The organism is Streptomyces sp. CNH189 (genome assembly GCF_000527195.1).
Genome location: NZ_AZUS01000018.1, coordinates 172,964 through 187,972, shown reverse-complemented (window position 1 = coordinate 187,972; position 15,009 = coordinate 172,964). Strand labels below are relative to the sequence as shown.

The window sequence follows — 15,009 nt, the reverse complement described above, 5'->3', positions numbered from 1 at the left end:
CCTGGTGGCGCAAAGAGGCCGTGAATGCCTGCTGAGGCCGGGCGAGTTCGCCGTCTACGAGTCGATCGCACCGTACACACTCCTCTTCGAGGAGGGGGTGGACCACCACTTCCTGCGCTTCCCGCGTTCGGCGCTCGCGCTGCCCGACCGGCTGCTGCGGGACACCGGCGCNCTCGCCCTGGGACCCGGCAACCCCGTCGCCCGTATCGCCTTCGACTACTTCTCCCGGCTCGCGACGGACGACGCGCTGCACCAGGGCACGCCCGCCGAGGCCGTCGTCGAACCGAGCGTCGAACTCCTTCGTGCCGTCCTGACCTCCCAGCGCGGTGAGACGGACCGGGCCCGCGAGCCGATGGAGGCGACACTGAGCCTGCGGATCACCCGGTACATCCGCGAACACCTGGCGGACCGCGACCTGTCGGCGGCCCGGATCGCCGCCGCGCACAGCATCTCCGTACGGCACCTCTACGCCGTGCTCTCCCGATCGGGCATCAGCCTCGGCGACCATGTCCGCGCACGACGCCTGGCCGAGTGCAGACGGGAACTCGCCGGGCCGCACGGCAGGCTGCGGACCATCGCCGCGACAGGCCGGCGGTGGGGCTTCGTGGACGCGACCCACTTCAGCAAGGTCTTCAAGCGCGCGTACGGGATGTCGCCCCGCGCCTGGCGCGACCTGCACCACCCGCGCTGAGTGCCGAGGTCCTGGTGTTGGTGAGCGTGGGCAACGCGGCGGTGTCCTTCACCATGAGGTGACTGCGGGAGGGGCTTGTGCGGCACGGGGTCAGGCCGTGCCGCACAAGCGGTCAGTGGCCGATGCCTGCCGTCTCGTTCCGTGGCACGGCGTCGGATTTCGTGCGCAGGACCCCGGCGCCCACGGCGGTGGTCACGCACAGCAGGGTCAGCAGGATGAAGGTGTGGTTGAGGGCGACGACGTGGGTCAGCCAGCCGATGACGGCGGGGCCGGCGAGCATGCCGACGTAGCCGAGCCCGGCGACGCGGGAGACGTTCGCGCCGGCTGCCGCCGGGTCGGCGTGCCCGGCCGCGCTGAACAACTGCGGGACAGTACCGGACAGGCCCAGACCGAACAGCGCCCAGCCGGCGAACGCGGTCCACATCCACGGCCCGAGGGCCACGAGCGTGATGCCGACGGCGGCCGTGACCGCGCCATGGCGCAGGACCGCCATGGAACCGAACCGGGTGACGACACGGTCGGCCAGCAGACGGCCGATGGTCATGGCCGCCGCGAAGGTGCCGTAGGCGAAGGCGGCGGTGCTGGTGGACGCGCCGAGGACGTCCCGCAGGTGCAGCGCGCTCCAGTCGTTGGCCGCGCCTTCGCACAGCATGACCATCAGCGCGAGGACGGCGAGGAGCCAGACGCGTCGTCCGGCGCTGCGTCCTTCGACGGCCGGTGACACGTGCGTCTCTTCTTCGGAGCCGGTCTTCTCGGTCGCGGGGGCGGCGGGCATCAGGGCGCGTATCGAGACCAGGGCGATCACGATGCTCACGGCGCCGATCGCGGACATGGTGGCGACCGGGCTCACGCCGGCGCTCGTCGCCCCCGCCGCGACGAGCGCGGCGACGACTCCGCCGACGGAGAACGTGGCGTGGAAGCCCGACATGACGGGCCGGCCGTACGCCTTCTCCACGTGCACGGCGTGGGCGTTCATGCTCACGTCCAGGCCGCCGTTGCAGGCGCCGAAGACCAGCAAGGAGCCCGCCAGTGTCCACGGATCGTGGGCGAGGCCCGGCAGCACGAGGGACGCGCCGCACAGTACGGCGGTGGCGGGGACCACGACGCGCGCGCCGAGGCGGTCGGTCAGAGGACCGGCCACCTGCATCCCGGCGAAGGCCCCGAGCCCGAGCAGTACGAGCAGGCCGCCCAGCGTCGCGTGGCTGATGCCGACCCGCTCCTCGACGGCCGGGATGTGCACCACCCAGGCGCCCATCAGGGTGCCGCACAACACGAAATAGACGTACGTCGCCACACGGGCGCCGAGAAGCGAGCGTTCCATGCCGCCCACCGTAACGAACAGATCGGATGTTCGGTAGCTGAGGTAGCGAACATCTTGAGTGTTCGTTCCCAAGTGGTGTTCAATTCCGGCATGAGCAACGCAGACCGGCACGGGTTGATCGCGAAGGTCGTCAGGGACTCCGGTGCTGCCACGGTCCAGCAGCTCGCGGAGCTGACCGGAGCCTCGGAGATGACCATCCGGCGCGACCTCGACACCCTGGCCGCCCAGGGCGTCCTCGAACGCGTCCGAGGCGGGGCACGGAGCCTGCTGCTCAGGGGCGAGGAGCCCCCGTTCGCCCTGCGCGCCCACGAGGCGGTCGACACCAAGCGCCGGATCGCCGCCAAGGTCTCCGCCCTCATCGCCGACGGCGAGAGCGTCCTCCTGGACAGCGGCACGACGTGTCTGGAGGTCGCCCGGCTCCTGCGTGAGCGGCCCGTCACCGTGATGCCGCTGTCCCTCCAGGCCATCCAGGTGTTCGGGGCGACACCCGGTCCGGCCACTCTGGTGCTGCCCGGCGGTCAGCCTCGCGCTGCCGAAGGAGCCCTCACCGGCCCCCTCACCCTTGCCTCCTTGGCCGCCCTGCGCTTCGACACCGCCGTCATCGGCTGCTGCGGTCTGAGCGCGACCGACGGTCTGACCGCCTACGACCTCGACGACGCCGCTGTGAAGAAGGCGGGCATCGCCTCCGCCCGCCGCACCCTCGTCGCGTCGGACGGCAGCAAGTTGGGCCACACCGCCTTCGCCTACGTCGGCCCCTCGACCCTCCTGCACACCCTCGTCACCGACGACACCGCACCCGCCGACGAGGTGGCGGCGCTCGAGGACGCGGGCACCATCGTCACCACCACCTGACCTCGCACGCCTGGAGTCGACCCGTCCCCCACACCGCTTCGGCTGCATGGCCGTACGCGGAAACCCTGCCCAGCCGCTCCCCTCAGGGAGGAACACGTGACCACGCACGCTGTACGTCTCGACGTGGCCGAGGCGTCCGTGGCGGTGCTGTCCGCCGACAGGGCCGTCACCGATTGGACGGCCCGCTACGTCGGGCAGTGGGTCGGAGCCGGGCGAGGGGCGTCTGCAGGTGGTCGGGTGCGACTCGGAGGCTGTCGGTACGGCAATCGCCCGCATCGCCCGCGACGTCGTCCGCGGTGCCCTTCTGCGGACCGGCTGGGCGGTGCTGCACGCGTCCGCCGTCGCCGACCCCGACGGCCGCGCCATCCTCACACTCGGGCAGAAGGGCGCGGGCAAGACGACCACGGCTTTGATGCTGGCGGCCCGCCACGGCTTCCGGCTCCTGGCAAACGACCGGGTGTTCGTGCGGCCGGCCCGGGCCGACGGTGGGGTCGACGTGCTGCCGTGGCCGGCGGCCGCTGCTGTCGGTCTCGGGTTGCTGGAGGCGCTCGGGTGGTTCGGCATCGCGCGGGAGCGGCTGACCCTGGGAGAGCGGCTGCATCCGACCCAGCACGAGAAGGTGACGGCAGCCATCCGAGCGGGCGTGGCCGAGCCGCTGTGGAACGGGAGCAAGGAGCTGAAGGCACAGGTGTTCCCCGATCAGTTCACGGGCTGGTTCGGCGTGCGCCTGGCCACCAGCGGCACGGTCGCCGCGCTGGTCTTCCCGCGCATCGAGAAGAACGCTGCGCCGGCTGAGGAGAAGTGCGCTCGCACGCTGGATGCCGGCGACTTCATGAGCGGCGCGGCCGAGGACCGGTACCCGGACGTCTTCGGTCTCCTCGGAGGCGACGGCGGTGGAGCAGAAAGCGTGCGGCGTGAAGTTGCCCGGCGATTGAGTACGCTGCCGCACCACTCCGTGGTCCTCGGCCACGATGTGGCGGCCAACGGTGAGTTATTGGCGCAGCTCACCACCTCCTGACGCAGGCCGGACAGGCGGCGCGTTCCGCCCCCTAGGACGTCGCTTCTTATGGCTGTCAGAGCGGCCAGAGAGCCTGCGGTCATGAGCTCGACCTTGCCCTTGCGGGCGATGGGGTGGCCGATGTCACGCTCGCGGAGCTGTCATGATCCGGCCTCATGAGTGATCGTTCGCTTTCTCCCGTCTGGCTGGCCTCGTGGACCAGCAGGGTCTCAGAGACCCTGAGGGCAATGACAGGCGAGTTCGAGCGTCGGCACGGCTTTCCCCCGGGAGTCAACGACGTCCGGCCGGCCGACCACGCCGACCGTGCCGCGGCTCGCACGCTCACCCAGGTCAGCCTCGTCCCTGCCGACCTGGTCACCTTCTTCGACAGCATCGGCGAGGTCACCTGGGCGGACGTCGGCAATGGCTACTTCATTGACCCGGCAGCCGAAGTCCTCCTGCGGTTCAAGCAGTACGGCACTGTCGATGTCGGCGCGGACCAGAAGGACGGGGGCCTGGTCATAGGCTCGAACGGTGGCGGCCTGTCCTATGTCGTCGGCCCTGGCGGAGTGATCTACCGGACGCGAACGGCGTCGCTGGACGAACCCGCGCTCGACCAAGTGGCTGGTGACCTGCGGGGGTTTCTCGAGCTGCTGGAGCGTTCCCTGACACGGTTGTGACCGGGATCCTCGCAGAGATGGGCGACCCCTGTTGGAGGGATCGAGTTGTCGGGATGACGCTCCTCTTTCCCAGAGGCGAGGGAGTCATCGGAGGCGACCTCCTCTTTCATCCCGGCCGAACCTGCCTTTCCTACATGGTGTGCGTCAATACGAAACTGCTACCCGATTCCAGATTCTGCGATACGGGCCGGTACCTGAGGCAACTTGTACCCTTGCTTGAACCGTTGGGACTGACGGCAATTGCAACGCAGGACTCACCCTGACGAGCACCTGAGCAGGGGCCCAGCAGGTGGCGTCCGCTTCGTGGCGGCATCCGGCACCGCGTGGCCCGTATGGCGCCACCGCTGGACCGAAGAACGTACTGCTGTCGCAGACTCGCCATCCTGCCGAAGCGGAAATTCGATGGCGCGCCGGAAGACGTGTGATCACCCTGATCCAGTGACAGAGCCCAAGCACCGGATCCGAGCCCTGCACACCGACAGCACGATCACCGTCTACCAGGCGTACTCGCCGGCCATCGGTCTGGCGGCAGCGCGAGACGATCGTTTGCCGGCGGAGTGGCAGCGGGACCGGATGACGTGGATCAAGCCGTCGTTCCTGTGGATGATGTACCGCTGCGGGTGGGGCAGCAAGGACGGCCAGGAGACCGTCCTCGCCGTGGAGATCACCCGGGAGGGTTTCGAGTGGGCGCTGCGACGCGCCTGCCTGTCCCACTACGAGCCTGGCCTTCACACCGACCGCGCCACGTGGAAGCGCCAGCTGAAGCGCGCTCCCGCCCGGGTGCAATGGGACCCCGAACGAGACCTGCACCTTCAGCCGCTTCCGCACCGATCACTACAACTCGGCCTCACCGGCGAAGCCGCACATCGCTTCGCCGACGAGTGGATCGTCTCCATAACCGATGTCACACCACTGACCCGCATGATTCACGCGCACGTACGGAGCGGGGAGCTGGGCGTAGCCCGGCAACTCCTGCCGCCAGAAGTCCCCTACCCCGTGAACGGCGAGGCCTTGGCCCACCTGCACCGACAGGGCGGCGTCACCTGACGCGCCTGCCCACCCGCTCCCTGCCAGCGGGTCGGCCGGCGGTTGGACTACCGGGTCCTGTAGCCGCGTTGAGCCACTCGCCGGTACTTCGGGCGACGGTTCCTGCCGACGGACGAGGACGTCGTCGGCAGGGCACGTCGCGCCCTGTCAGGGGTTCCAGTAGACGGTGACGAAGGCCCGGTCGAAGCGCCGTGCTGCCAGGTCCTCGCGCTGGATCACCCAGTGGACGGTGGAGCCCTCGTACCGCGCCACGTCCTCACCGGCGAACCAGTCGGCGAGCAGCACCCAGTCCGCGGCGTCGGCCGAGACCGGTCCCTCCCAACTGCCCGACTCCACCGCCTGCGTGACGGTTGACACGGCGACCTCCACCGGGTCGACGTAAACGGCTTCCTCGTCCGCGTAACCGCCGAGCTGCATCGGCCCGTCGGTGGCGATGGCGTCCTGCGTCTCCTCCCAGACGCCGACGAGTTCTTCGGCACGTGGGTGTCCCGGTAGGAGCACGGAGCGCCGCTGCCCGGGGGGAGTGAGGTGCGTGTGGTACGGGAGCGACACGTCGACCCGCGCGCGCAGCGGCCCCTGGGGGTAACTGTCGAACATGGCCCGGTACTCGTCCACGTCTCCCGGATTCCAGGACTCGTGCTTGTCCCGCTCCGTGACGGGCGCACTCTCGGGGACGTACACCACCTGACCCGCGGAATCGGGGTATTCGCTCTCGGGCCAGGCGAAGAAGAGCAGGCGCCCGTCGGGTGGCAGGGGCAGGTCCGTCCCGTCGGCCGGAAGGACCGCGAGGTCGATGGAGGCGACGAAGGGGGCTTCCGGGGTGAGCATGTCGGTGGGGAGTTGGAGCTGCCCGCCGAACCGGCCCACAACGGGTTCCGGCCCGTCCTCGCGTGTCAGGGTCACGCAGGGGCGGGCGGTTGCCAGCCACCGCTCCACGTCGTCGGCCGGTATGCCTTGCGCCAGCGCCTCGTCACGGAACGGGCGCAAACGGTCCCGCAGTTCAGTGTTCACGGGCGGACTCTAAGGGACAGCTCCGACAACGGCGTTGCCCCGCGTGGCCACAGCCTTCACGGGAGCTGGATTCCGGACCAGGCGTCGACGTCGCACTGTCCGTCGGCATTGTTTCCCGCGCTCACCACTGTGCCGTCGACGCGCAGGCCGAGGGTGTGCGTGGAACCGGCATTCACAGCGACGACGTCGGACCACCCGCCGACCTCGCACTGGCCGTAGCGGTTGTCGCCCACTGCGAGGACTCCCCCGGACGCCGTGACGCCGACGGTGTGGTAACTGCCGGCGTCGAGTGCCACCACGCCCTCCCAGCCATCGACCGCACACGCCCCGCTTGCCCGCTCTCCGGTCGCCACTGCCCGCCCGTCGGCCCTGAGTCCCACGGTATGGAGACATCCGGCCGCGACGGCGGTCAGGTCACGCCACCCCTCGACGGCACATTGCCCGCGTCGGTTGTTCCCCGCGGACAGTGCGAACCGTCCGCCGTGACACCGACCGAGTGCCAGTCACCACACGACAGGGCGACCACCTCGGTCCACGACCGCACGTCGCACTGACCTTCCGCATTCCGGCCGACTGCCAGCACACGGCCGTTCGCCAGGAGCCCGAGCGTGCGGCGCCAGCCCGCGGCCACGGTCACGACCCCTCGCCATCGGGCGACATCGCATTGCCCGTCGCCGTTCCACCCCGTTGCCAGCACCGTGCCGTCCGACCGGAGGCCCACCGTATGCGACTTGCCGGTGTTCGACGCGGTATGGACGTTGCCCGCTGCCACCGCGACGACGTCTTGCCAGCGCTCGACACGGCATTCGGCGGCCGCGTTGCTGCCCACCGCGAGAACGGTTCCGTCACCTCGCCGTCCGACCGAATGACGCCTACCGGACGCCAAGGCCGACGCCGACGCCGACGCCGACGGGTGAGGGAGCATTTCGCCTCCGTGCACGCGAGTCCACGACATGGGTTCGCACCCTACGTCGTCGCCCCGGAGCGGCAGCGGGTCAGGGCCCGGCGACCGAGGCATACGGCGCCCAGCCCCAGCGGGACGGCCACGACGGCGCCGACAAGTCCGTTTCCGGTACCGGGACCGCCGCTTGCGGTGGCCAGGTGCAGCGCCGCCAGGACCGTGCCGAGCGCTCCTGTCGTGATGGCCGCCATCCCGCCCGCGCGCGCGTTGCCGGTACTGACGCGGCGGCCGGCACGGGTCAGGGCCAGCCAGCCGACGGCCAGCCCGAACGCGCCGACTGCGAGGGCCAAGTTGGCCCCTGTCCTCCCGTCACCGATGATCCCGCCCTCGGCGGCCGCCACCAGTGCTTCTGATGCTCCCATGTCGCTCTCCTCCGTGCTCTTCAGTTCCTTGGTCGCCGCTTCCGACGATCGATGCCCGTCCGAGCATGCGCGTCGGCCTTCCTTCCGGTCGTCATGCAGACGGAGGCACTTCCCACTTCCGCCACTGCGGCATCCGGATACCGCAGCGGTGGCACGCGGGCGGCCCCTCTACCGCACACGTGGTAGCCGCCCGCTCGTCCATGAGCCTGACTCCCCCGCAGCGGCGTCCCGCTACGGTGCACCCATGGACAAAGGACGGTTCGCTGTCCCGGCCGAAGTCACCCAGTGGGCGACCGCGTTGGGCGTGGCGGCGCTGCTGCTGGGCACAGGGCTGTCGGGGCCCCACCCGCCCGGAGGAAGCGAACTGCTCGGCTCGGCACTGCTGGCGGCCGGCGGGCTGGTGCTGGCCGCGCGCCGACGGGCGCCGCTCGTGGTCCTGGCCGTCACCGGGCTGTGCGCGGTGGGCTGTCTGGCGGCCGGTTTCGACGTGCTCGCCGTCTCCTACCTGGTGGCGGTCTACAGCGCGGTACGTGCCGGGCACCGCACCGTCACGCTGGCCGTCTCCGTAGGCGTCCTCGTCTCGCTCCACCTCACGGCCCTGGCCTACCACGACGGGACCCTGCGCGAGGTCACGGAGCAGGCCCGGAGCACCCTGGAGCTCGCCTGGCTGATCGCCGCCTTCGCTGCCGGAGAAGCGGTGCGGCAAGCCGAACGGCGGGCCGACGAAGCCGAACGCACACGTGAGGAGACCGCGCGCCGCCGGGCCGACGAGGAGCGGCTGCGCATCGCCCGGGAACTGCACGACTCCCTCACCCATCAGATCTCCGTCATCAAGGTGCAGTCCGAGGTCGCCGTCCATGTGGCCCGGCGTCGCGGCGAGCAGGTGCCGGAGGCGCTGCTCGCCATCCAGGAAGCCGGCCGGGAGGCGAGCCGGGAGCTGCGGGCGACCCTTGAGGTGCTGCGTGACGACGACACCGCCCCGCCGCGCGGACTCGGCCACGTGAACGACCTGGTCAAACAGTTCCAAGGGCCCGATCTGGAGACGACCCTCACGGTCGAAGGACGTCCGCACGAGGTGCCGGCCGCGGTGAGCCGAGCCGCTTACCGGATCGTTCAGGAGTCGCTCACCAACATCACCAGGCACGCCGCGGCGACCACTGCCTCGGTGCTCATCGACCATCGGCCGCCGGGCGTGCTCGCCGTCCGCGTCGACGACAACGGGAAGGCCGCCGCGCATGCCGTACCGACGCCCGGTCACGGGCTGCTCGGCATGCGCGAACGTGTCACAGCCCTGGGCGGCCGTCTGCGCGCCGAGCCGCTTGACACGGGCGGCTTCACCGTCCAGGCCGAACTGCCCACGGACGGAGCTCAGTGATCCGGGTCCTGCTTGTCGACGACCAGCCGCTCATCCGCAGCGGCTTCCGCGCGCTGCTCGACCTCGAGGACGACATCGAGGTGGTGGCGGAGGCCGCCGACGGCCAGGAGTGCCTGGTACTCGTCGAGGAGCACCATCCTGACGTCGCTCTCGTCGACATCCAGATGCCCGTCATGGACGGCATCGAGGCGACCCGGCGCATTGCCGCGGATCCGGCCCTGGCGGGCGTTCATGTCGTCATGCTGACCAACTACGGCATGGACGAGTACGTCTTCGAGGCGCTGCGCGCCGGTGCCGCCGGCTTCCTGGTCAAGGACATCCTGCCGGAGGACTTCCTGCACTCCGTACGCGTCGCCGCTCGTGGGGACGCGCTGCTCGCGCCCGCCCTCACCCGCAGGCTCATCGACCGTTACGTCACCCAGCTGTCGCCCGCCCCCATCGGCAGCGGGCTGGAGAGTCTGACCGCCCGCGAACGCGAGGCGGTCGCCCTGGCGGCGCACGGTCTGTCCAACGACGAGATCGCCGGCCGTCTGGTCATCAGTCCGGCAACCGCCAAGACTCACATCAACCGAGCCATGACCAAGCTCCACGCCCGCGACCGCGCCCAACTCGTTGTTCTCGCCTACCAATGCGGACTGGTGACTCCACGGGGCACCTGACTGCGCAGACCACGGGTCGGTGGATCGTGCCGGTTGACCACGACACTGCGAGGCCCGCGCAGTCATGGGCCGGCACCGTCGCCCACAGGGTGCTGATCAGACGTCGTGCAGTTGGACGGTGGTCCCGGGCGCGACGCGCTCGACCGGGATGCCGGTCAGGCCCTTCTCGCCGAGAAGGGTGGCGGTGGAGTGCTGGCCGAGGTCGCTGAGCATGAGTTCGTGGATCTGGATGACGCGCTCGGGCTTGACCGTGCGGACGAAGTCGGCGGCTTCACCGAGCTTCGTCCAGGGGCCGCTGGTCGGCAGCAAGAGCGTGCGTACGGAGGCGTCGGGCGCGAAGTAGGCGTCGCCGGGGTGGTAGACGGCTCCGTCGTCGATGAGGTAGCCGACGTTGTCGGGGCACGGGATGTCGGCATGGATCTGCGCGTGGCGGTGGCCGTGGACGGTGACGGTGAGGGAACCGACACCGAAGGTGTCGCCTGCGGTGACGGCGTGGACGCGTCCGCCGTGGCTGTCGAGGGTGGCCGCGACAGTGGCCGTGCCGTAGACCTGCAGGCCGGGCTGGGCCTCGAGAGCCGCGGCGACGAGCTTCTCGTCGAAGTGGTCGAAGTGTTCGTGGGTGATCAGGACGGCGTGAGCCTGGCTGACGGTCTCTGCCGCGTCCGGCGTGAGGGTGCCGGGGTCGATGACGAGACGGGTGCCGTCCTTGTCCAGGGTGACGCAGGCGTGGGCGTGCTTGGTGAGCTTCATGGTGGGTTCTTTCCGAGCTCCGACAACGTTCTACAACCAAACTGTACAGTACAGTTGTAAACAGCCAGCCTTCTTGAGGCCCCACCGAACTATGCAGCCAAGCTGTACAGTTTTGTTGACGAATCCGTATATGCTGGCCTTGTGGACGACAAGCAGCTGGCTGAAGAACTTCGCCTGACGATCGGGCAGCTCGTACGCAGCGTGCGCACTGCCGACACAATGCCGCCCGGCGAGGCCGCCATCCTGGGCTACCTTGACCGCGGCGGCCCACTGACCACCGCCGACGTCGCGCAACAGCGCGGGGTCAGTCACCAGTCGGCTGCCAAGGCGGTCAAAGAGCTGCTGGCCCAGGGCCTCGTGCGCGCCGAGGCCCACCCCAGCGACGGGCGTAAGCTGCTGCTCCACCTGACGTCCACGGGAAGTGACCGTCTGGCCGAAGAGCGCCAACGGCGTGCCGACTGGCTCGGCACCGCGATCAACGGTGCCCTCAGTCCCGATGAACGCATGACGCTGGAGGCGGCGTTGCCTCTTCTGTCACGGCTCGCCTCACACTTGGCCGGCAACTCGAGCGTGTCTCTTTGATCGGTTGGAGTGAGGACTTGCGTCGGTGCGGCGTGTGGCGGTTTCCCACGAAATCCTGTGGAGTCTCGGCCGCCGGAAGTGGTTGGGTCCTGCTCAATGCTTCGCTGACACGGCCCGGCACAGTGCGAGGCGCAAGGTCCGAATCGCAGGCGCGCTCTAGCCCGCGTGTCGTCGAGTGATGGAGGTATCGCGGTGGCTGGTTATGGGGCGCTTTCCGACGTGTACGAGTGGCTGATCGGGGACGACAGGTTGACCCCCGCCAAGGCAGCCGCGGTCTACTGCACCGACGCCGTGGGCTCTCTGCCGCCCAACGCGCGCGTCCTCGACTGCGCGTGTGGAACCGGCCAGCTCGCCATCGGCCTCGCGAGTCTTGGCCTTGACGTGGTCGCCGCAGACGCCAGTGATGGAATGGTTCACCGGACCGAGAAGGCCGCCGACGAGCAGGGTGTCTCGCTTCGAGCCCTCCGCGCGAGCTGGGACGAGCTGCCCGACCACCTGAATGACTCCACGTTCGATCTGGTGTTCTGTGTCGGCAACTCGCTCGGGCACGCCGAGGGCGCAGTTGGGCGCCTGAGCGCACTGGAAGCGATGTCGCGGCTGCTAAGTCCGGGCGGACGCCTTGTGCTCCATTCGCGCAACTGGGAGCTCGTGCGCTCCGCCGGCTCCCGGGTAGACGTCCGCGATCGACTCATCCGCCGAAACGACCGCGATGCGGTCGTGAGCTACTACTGGCAGATCGCGAAGTGCTGGGAGGAGGAACACTTCCTCGAGATCGTGGTCGCCCAGATCGAGCCGGATGGGGCAGTGCGAACCTGCTCGGAGCGGTTGTCCATCTGGCCCTACCGGTACGAGGACATCGTGGCGCAGTTGCGGAGCGTTGGGCTCACGGTGCAGTCCACCACCTTCGATCCTGAGAGTGATGGATACATGGTGGTCGCCAGCCGCGACTAGGGACTGCCTCGATGAACCGTTCTCGGCAGGTTGGGGGGTGGTTACTCTGCTGTGGTGCCGAAGAAGACGGAAACGGAGCTGGAGGTAGACCTACGAGGTCGGTCGATCGAGACCCTCGATGACTTCTGGGACGCCATCGCCGAGCCCTGCGGGCTGCCGGAGTGGTGCGGCCGGAACACCGAAGCTTGGCGCGACACCATTCAGACACGAGGCATCTCCGATGTAATCGACAGCTACGACGTCTTGGTCGTCCACGTGGACAAGCGCGGAGTCTTCGCTGCCCGAAATCGTGAAGCTCGCGCCCTGCGGAGCGCGTCCGCGGGGCGGCAGTCCCGGGAGCTGCACCAGGAGGACTTCGCGCCGCCGGACGCATCACGTCTTGAGCTACTGGTGTTGTCCGCGGCCCCCGGCGCCCTCGCCGAGGACGGACTGCGCCTGCTCGCCGGCCTGGGTGCGGACAAGCCCTCCGTGGTGTGCGCCCCGGTTCGTGAGTGACGCCGCGCACCTGCGCGGGTCCTGTGCCCGGCGTCCAGCCTGTACGCGATCCACGGCGCATACCAGCCGGCGTTGCCCATGGGACGCCGAGCGGCATATGTTGGCCGGATGAGCGAGCGCCCGCTGCAGGAGCCGACCCTGCTGATCCTCACGGCACTGGCCGACCGGCCCCGCCACGGCTACGCCGTCACGCAGGAGGTGAAGTCGCTGTCCGAGGGCCGTGTCGTCCTGCGCACCGGCACGCTCTACGGTGCCCTCGACCGTCTCCTGAAGGAGGGCCTGATCGAGGTGCACCGCGAGGAGATCGTCGACGGGCGGGCCCGGAAGGTCTACGCCCTCGCGCCGCCCGGGCGGGAGATTCTGTCGGCGGCGGCCGAGCGGATGGCGGCGACGGCCCGCGAGGCCACCCGCCGGCTCGGAATCTCCGGCCGCACGGTGCCGCAGGGGTGATCGGTCCGGTCCTGCGCCTGTATCCGCGGCGGTACCGACTCGAGGCCGGGGAGGAGATCCTCGCCGTGTACCGGGAGTCGGTGGCCGACGCACACGCAGTGGAGCGTGTCAGGGAGGTTGCCGACATCGCCGGGCACGCCCTGCGTATGCGGCTCGGGGTGAGCTCCGCGACCGGCGCCGGACGCCTGCTGGCGGAGGCGGCCCCGCAGGTCGCCGGTGTGGCGGCGGCCTACTGCGGACTGCACGTGAGCCGCTGGTACGTGGCGGGGTCCCTGTCGCCCGCCTTCCCGCCCTTCGAGGCCGACACCTGGACCCTGCGGCTGTTCGCGTCCGCGCTGGTGGTCATCGGTGCCGTCACCGCTCTGACGAGCAAGTGGCGCGCGGGGGTGTGCGCGACGGCCGTCGGACTGGTGGTTCTGGCGGTCGCGACCGTCGTCAGCGGGCCCCACTTCGGCGATCCCGTCGTCACGCCCGTCATGGCGCTGCTCGCGGCACTGGCCCTGGCGGCCACCCCTCCCGACCTGCCGCCCGACGCGCGGGACAGGGCCACGGCGGGAGTCGTGGCCGCCGTGGTGTGGCTGCCCGTCACCGCGCTGTACGCCGGCGTCCTGCCGGTGAGCACGGACTACGGCCTGTGGCCGCTACTGGTCCTCGCGGCCTCCGGTGTCGCACGCGCCCTGCGGCACCGGTCACTCCGGCTCACCGCCACGGCCGCGACAGCCGTCGCCTGCCCACTGTTCCTCGCCTACGCCCATACGATCGGGCCCTGAGCACCCCTCCCCTCCACCGGGCCCGCGCGCCACCACTTCACTCGCTCCGAACCCTCCACCGCCCCACATAGTCAGTCGAGCGACATATACTCCTGAGCGTCCTGTCAGGATCCAGGACGTCCAGCTCGCGTGCCCGACACCCGGACGCGCCGACACCGGGGTTGATCACTCGATGCCGTTCACGCTCTCCCACCCGGCCGCCGTACTGCCGTTGCTGCGCCACCCGTTCTCGCCGGCCGCCCTGGTCTGCGGGTCGCTGGCTCCGGACATGCCGTACTTCCTCGGCACGGCCGGCATTCCGGTGAGCGCGCAGACCTGGTACGAGCCGCTCCTCAACGCCACCACGTCCCACCAGGTGTCCGGCATCGGTGTGCCGGCGGTGTTCGGAGCGGTGCTGCTGGCGGCGTACGCGCTGGTGCGGCGGCCGATGGCAGCCCTGCTGCCGACCGGGCTTTCCCTTGCCGACGGGCACGGGCACGGGCACGGACACGGACGCGTCGGGGGCGTACGACGGGTGGTCTGGGTTCTGTTGTCGCTCGTGACCGGCATCGTCACCCACCTCGTGTGGGACTCCTTCACGCACGCCGACGGGTACCTGGTGACCCACCTCGGCGTCCTGCGGTCCTCTCCGGCCGGCGACCTCACGGTGGCTCGCGCCCTACAGCACCTGAGCACCGCCGTGGGCCTCCTGGCCGTCGCCCTCTTCCTGTGGCGCGGGTCGCGCGGCGCCTCGACGGGACGCGGCGTCGGGCAGGACCCCCTGTCCAGGACCACCCGCCGCGCTTTGGCCGCCGCCCTGTCCGCCGCCGTGCCGGCCGGTGCCGCGGCCAACACGGCCTCCTTCTCCGACTACCGGGGAGGCCCCGGCCCGGCTGACCGGAACGGCACGTGGGACGTATCGGAGGCGGTCCTGTCGGACTGGGTGACGGGCGGCGGCGCCGCTCTGGCCTGCGCGGTCCTGGCCTACGCCGGGGGGTGGTGGGCGCACTGGGCACTGCGCCGCACCACCGCCCGCCGGTCGGCGCTCCCGGGGTGAGGCACGCTCGGGCCAGGCC

18 protein-coding genes and 2 pseudogenes are annotated in these 15,009 nt (G+C 70.2%); 14 read left to right on the top strand and 6 right to left on the bottom strand.

Going from position 1 to position 15,009, the window contains the following annotated elements; all coding sequences use genetic code 11:
• Positions 1–691, top strand: a 691-nt coding sequence (locus B100_RS0123970; RefSeq protein WP_024884320.1) for a helix-turn-helix domain-containing protein, incomplete at its 5' end; no start/stop codon positions are given.
• Between the two features lie 112 nt (positions 692–803).
• Here the strand turns inward: B100_RS0123970 and B100_RS0123965 are convergent.
• Positions 804–2,012, bottom strand: coding sequence for an MFS transporter (locus B100_RS0123965; protein WP_037723347.1), 1,209 nt, complete (start codon positions 2,010–2,012; stop codon positions 804–806).
• 90 nt (positions 2,013–2,102) lie between these two features.
• On the opposite strand from B100_RS0123965, the gene B100_RS0123960 reads away from it, so the two are divergent.
• The 4 genes from B100_RS0123960 (at position 2,103) to B100_RS0123945 (ending at position 5,588) form a co-directional block, all read left to right on the top strand.
• The gene (locus B100_RS0123960) at positions 2,103–2,864 is read left to right on the top strand and encodes a DeoR/GlpR family DNA-binding transcription regulator (RefSeq protein WP_024886948.1); all 762 of its coding nucleotides are present in this window, start codon (positions 2,103–2,105) and stop codon (positions 2,862–2,864) included.
• A gap of 229 nt (positions 2,865–3,093) precedes the next feature.
• Positions 3,094–3,882, top strand: a complete 789-nt coding sequence (locus B100_RS34220; RefSeq protein WP_051490044.1) for a phosphoenolpyruvate carboxykinase (ATP) — start codon at positions 3,094–3,096, stop codon at positions 3,880–3,882.
• Between the two features lie 227 nt (positions 3,883–4,109).
• On the top strand, positions 4,110–4,541 hold the full coding sequence (locus tag B100_RS0123950; protein WP_024886947.1) for a hypothetical protein: 432 nt from the start codon (positions 4,110–4,112) through the stop codon (positions 4,539–4,541).
• Positions 4,542–4,943: 402 nt separating this feature from the next.
• Positions 4,944–5,588, top strand: coding sequence for a DUF4291 domain-containing protein (locus B100_RS0123945; protein ID WP_051490043.1), 645 nt, complete (start codon positions 4,944–4,946; stop codon positions 5,586–5,588).
• A 147-nt stretch (positions 5,589–5,735) separates the two neighbouring features.
• Here the strand turns inward: B100_RS0123945 and B100_RS0123940 are convergent, their stop codons facing one another.
• The 4 genes from B100_RS0123940 to B100_RS0123930 form a co-directional block, all read right to left on the bottom strand.
• The gene (locus B100_RS0123940) at positions 5,736–6,599 is read right to left on the bottom strand and encodes a DUF1963 domain-containing protein (RefSeq protein WP_024886945.1); all 864 of its coding nucleotides are present in this window, start codon (positions 6,597–6,599) and stop codon (positions 5,736–5,738) included.
• A gap of 56 nt (positions 6,600–6,655) precedes the next feature.
• Positions 6,656–6,895 carry a hypothetical protein gene (locus tag B100_RS37705; protein ID WP_486585694.1) on the bottom strand — a complete coding sequence of 80 codons (240 nt, stop codon included), beginning with the start codon at positions 6,893–6,895 and terminating at the stop codon, positions 6,656–6,658.
• A 113-nt stretch (positions 6,896–7,008) separates the two neighbouring features.
• Entirely contained in the window at positions 7,009–7,428 is a 420-nt protein-coding gene (locus tag B100_RS37700) for a hypothetical protein (RefSeq protein ID WP_486585693.1), read from the bottom strand.
• A gap of 137 nt (positions 7,429–7,565) precedes the next feature.
• Complete coding sequence (locus tag B100_RS0123930; RefSeq protein ID WP_024886944.1) at positions 7,566–7,922, bottom strand: DUF6223 family protein; 357 nt, start codon at positions 7,920–7,922, stop codon at positions 7,566–7,568.
• Positions 7,923–8,166: 244 nt separating this feature from the next.
• On the opposite strand from B100_RS0123930, the gene B100_RS0123925 reads away from it, so the two are divergent.
• Positions 8,167–9,297 (top strand): histidine kinase, encoded by a 1,131-nt coding sequence (locus tag B100_RS0123925; protein WP_024886943.1) that lies wholly within the window; start codon positions 8,167–8,169, stop codon positions 9,295–9,297.
• Positions 9,294–9,956 carry a response regulator transcription factor gene (locus B100_RS0123920; protein WP_024886942.1) on the top strand — a complete coding sequence of 221 codons (663 nt, stop codon included), beginning with the start codon at positions 9,294–9,296 and terminating at the stop codon, positions 9,954–9,956. Before B100_RS0123925 ends, B100_RS0123920 begins: the two co-directional genes overlap by 4 nt.
• Before the next feature lie 96 nt (positions 9,957–10,052).
• Here the strand turns inward: B100_RS0123920 and B100_RS0123915 are convergent, their stop codons facing one another.
• Positions 10,053–10,706, bottom strand: a complete 654-nt coding sequence (locus tag B100_RS0123915) for an MBL fold metallo-hydrolase (protein WP_024886941.1) — start codon at positions 10,704–10,706, stop codon at positions 10,053–10,055.
• 141 nt (positions 10,707–10,847) lie between these two features.
• Between B100_RS0123915 and B100_RS0123910 the strand changes: the two genes are divergently transcribed.
• The 7 genes and pseudogenes from B100_RS0123910 to B100_RS34915 all read left to right on the top strand — a co-directional run bounded on the left by B100_RS0123910 (position 10,848) and on the right by B100_RS34915 (position 14,990).
• Complete coding sequence (locus tag B100_RS0123910) at positions 10,848–11,288, top strand: MarR family transcriptional regulator (RefSeq protein ID WP_024886940.1); 441 nt, start codon at positions 10,848–10,850, stop codon at positions 11,286–11,288.
• A 192-nt stretch (positions 11,289–11,480) separates the two neighbouring features.
• Positions 11,481–12,239, top strand: coding sequence for a class I SAM-dependent methyltransferase (locus tag B100_RS0123905; protein ID WP_024886939.1), 759 nt, complete (start codon positions 11,481–11,483; stop codon positions 12,237–12,239).
• A gap of 51 nt (positions 12,240–12,290) precedes the next feature.
• Positions 12,291–12,476, top strand: a pseudogene (locus B100_RS37695) (barstar family protein); the annotation flags it as partial.
• Between the two features lie 99 nt (positions 12,477–12,575).
• Positions 12,576–12,734: pseudogene (locus B100_RS37290) on the top strand (XRE family transcriptional regulator); the annotation flags it as partial.
• A gap of 108 nt (positions 12,735–12,842) precedes the next feature.
• Entirely contained in the window at positions 12,843–13,184 is a 342-nt protein-coding gene (locus B100_RS0123895; protein WP_024886937.1) for a PadR family transcriptional regulator, read from the top strand.
• Positions 13,181–13,954, top strand: coding sequence for a hypothetical protein (locus B100_RS0123890; protein WP_024886936.1), 774 nt, complete (start codon positions 13,181–13,183; stop codon positions 13,952–13,954). The genes B100_RS0123895 and B100_RS0123890 overlap by 4 nt, the downstream gene beginning before the upstream one ends.
• Positions 13,955–14,126: 172 nt before the next feature.
• Positions 14,127–14,990 carry a DUF4184 family protein gene (locus B100_RS34915; RefSeq protein WP_024886935.1) on the top strand — a complete coding sequence of 288 codons (864 nt, stop codon included), beginning with the start codon at positions 14,127–14,129 and terminating at the stop codon, positions 14,988–14,990.
• Positions 14,991–15,009: the final 19 nt, after the last annotated feature.

Coding starts and splice junctions, on each gene's coding strand:
- B100_RS0123965 (WP_037723347.1), bottom strand. CDS start 2,012: ATGGAACGCTCGCTTCTCGGCGCCCGTGTGGCGACGTACGTCTATTTC.
- B100_RS0123960 (WP_024886948.1), top strand. CDS start 2,103: ATGAGCAACGCAGACCGGCACGGGTTGATCGCGAAGGTCGTCAGGGAC.
- B100_RS0123950 (WP_024886947.1), top strand. CDS start 4,110: ATGACAGGCGAGTTCGAGCGTCGGCACGGCTTTCCCCCGGGAGTCAAC.
- B100_RS0123945 (WP_051490043.1), top strand. CDS start 4,944: ATGGCGCGCCGGAAGACGTGTGATCACCCTGATCCAGTGACAGAGCCC.
- B100_RS0123930 (WP_024886944.1), bottom strand. CDS start 7,922: ATGGGAGCATCAGAAGCACTGGTGGCGGCCGCCGAGGGCGGGATCATC.
- B100_RS0123925 (WP_024886943.1), top strand. CDS start 8,167: ATGGACAAAGGACGGTTCGCTGTCCCGGCCGAAGTCACCCAGTGGGCG.
- B100_RS0123915 (WP_024886941.1), bottom strand. CDS start 10,706: ATGAAGCTCACCAAGCACGCCCACGCCTGCGTCACCCTGGACAAGGAC.
- B100_RS0123895 (WP_024886937.1), top strand. CDS start 12,843: ATGAGCGAGCGCCCGCTGCAGGAGCCGACCCTGCTGATCCTCACGGCA.
- B100_RS34915 (WP_024886935.1), top strand. CDS start 14,127: ATGCCGTTCACGCTCTCCCACCCGGCCGCCGTACTGCCGTTGCTGCGC.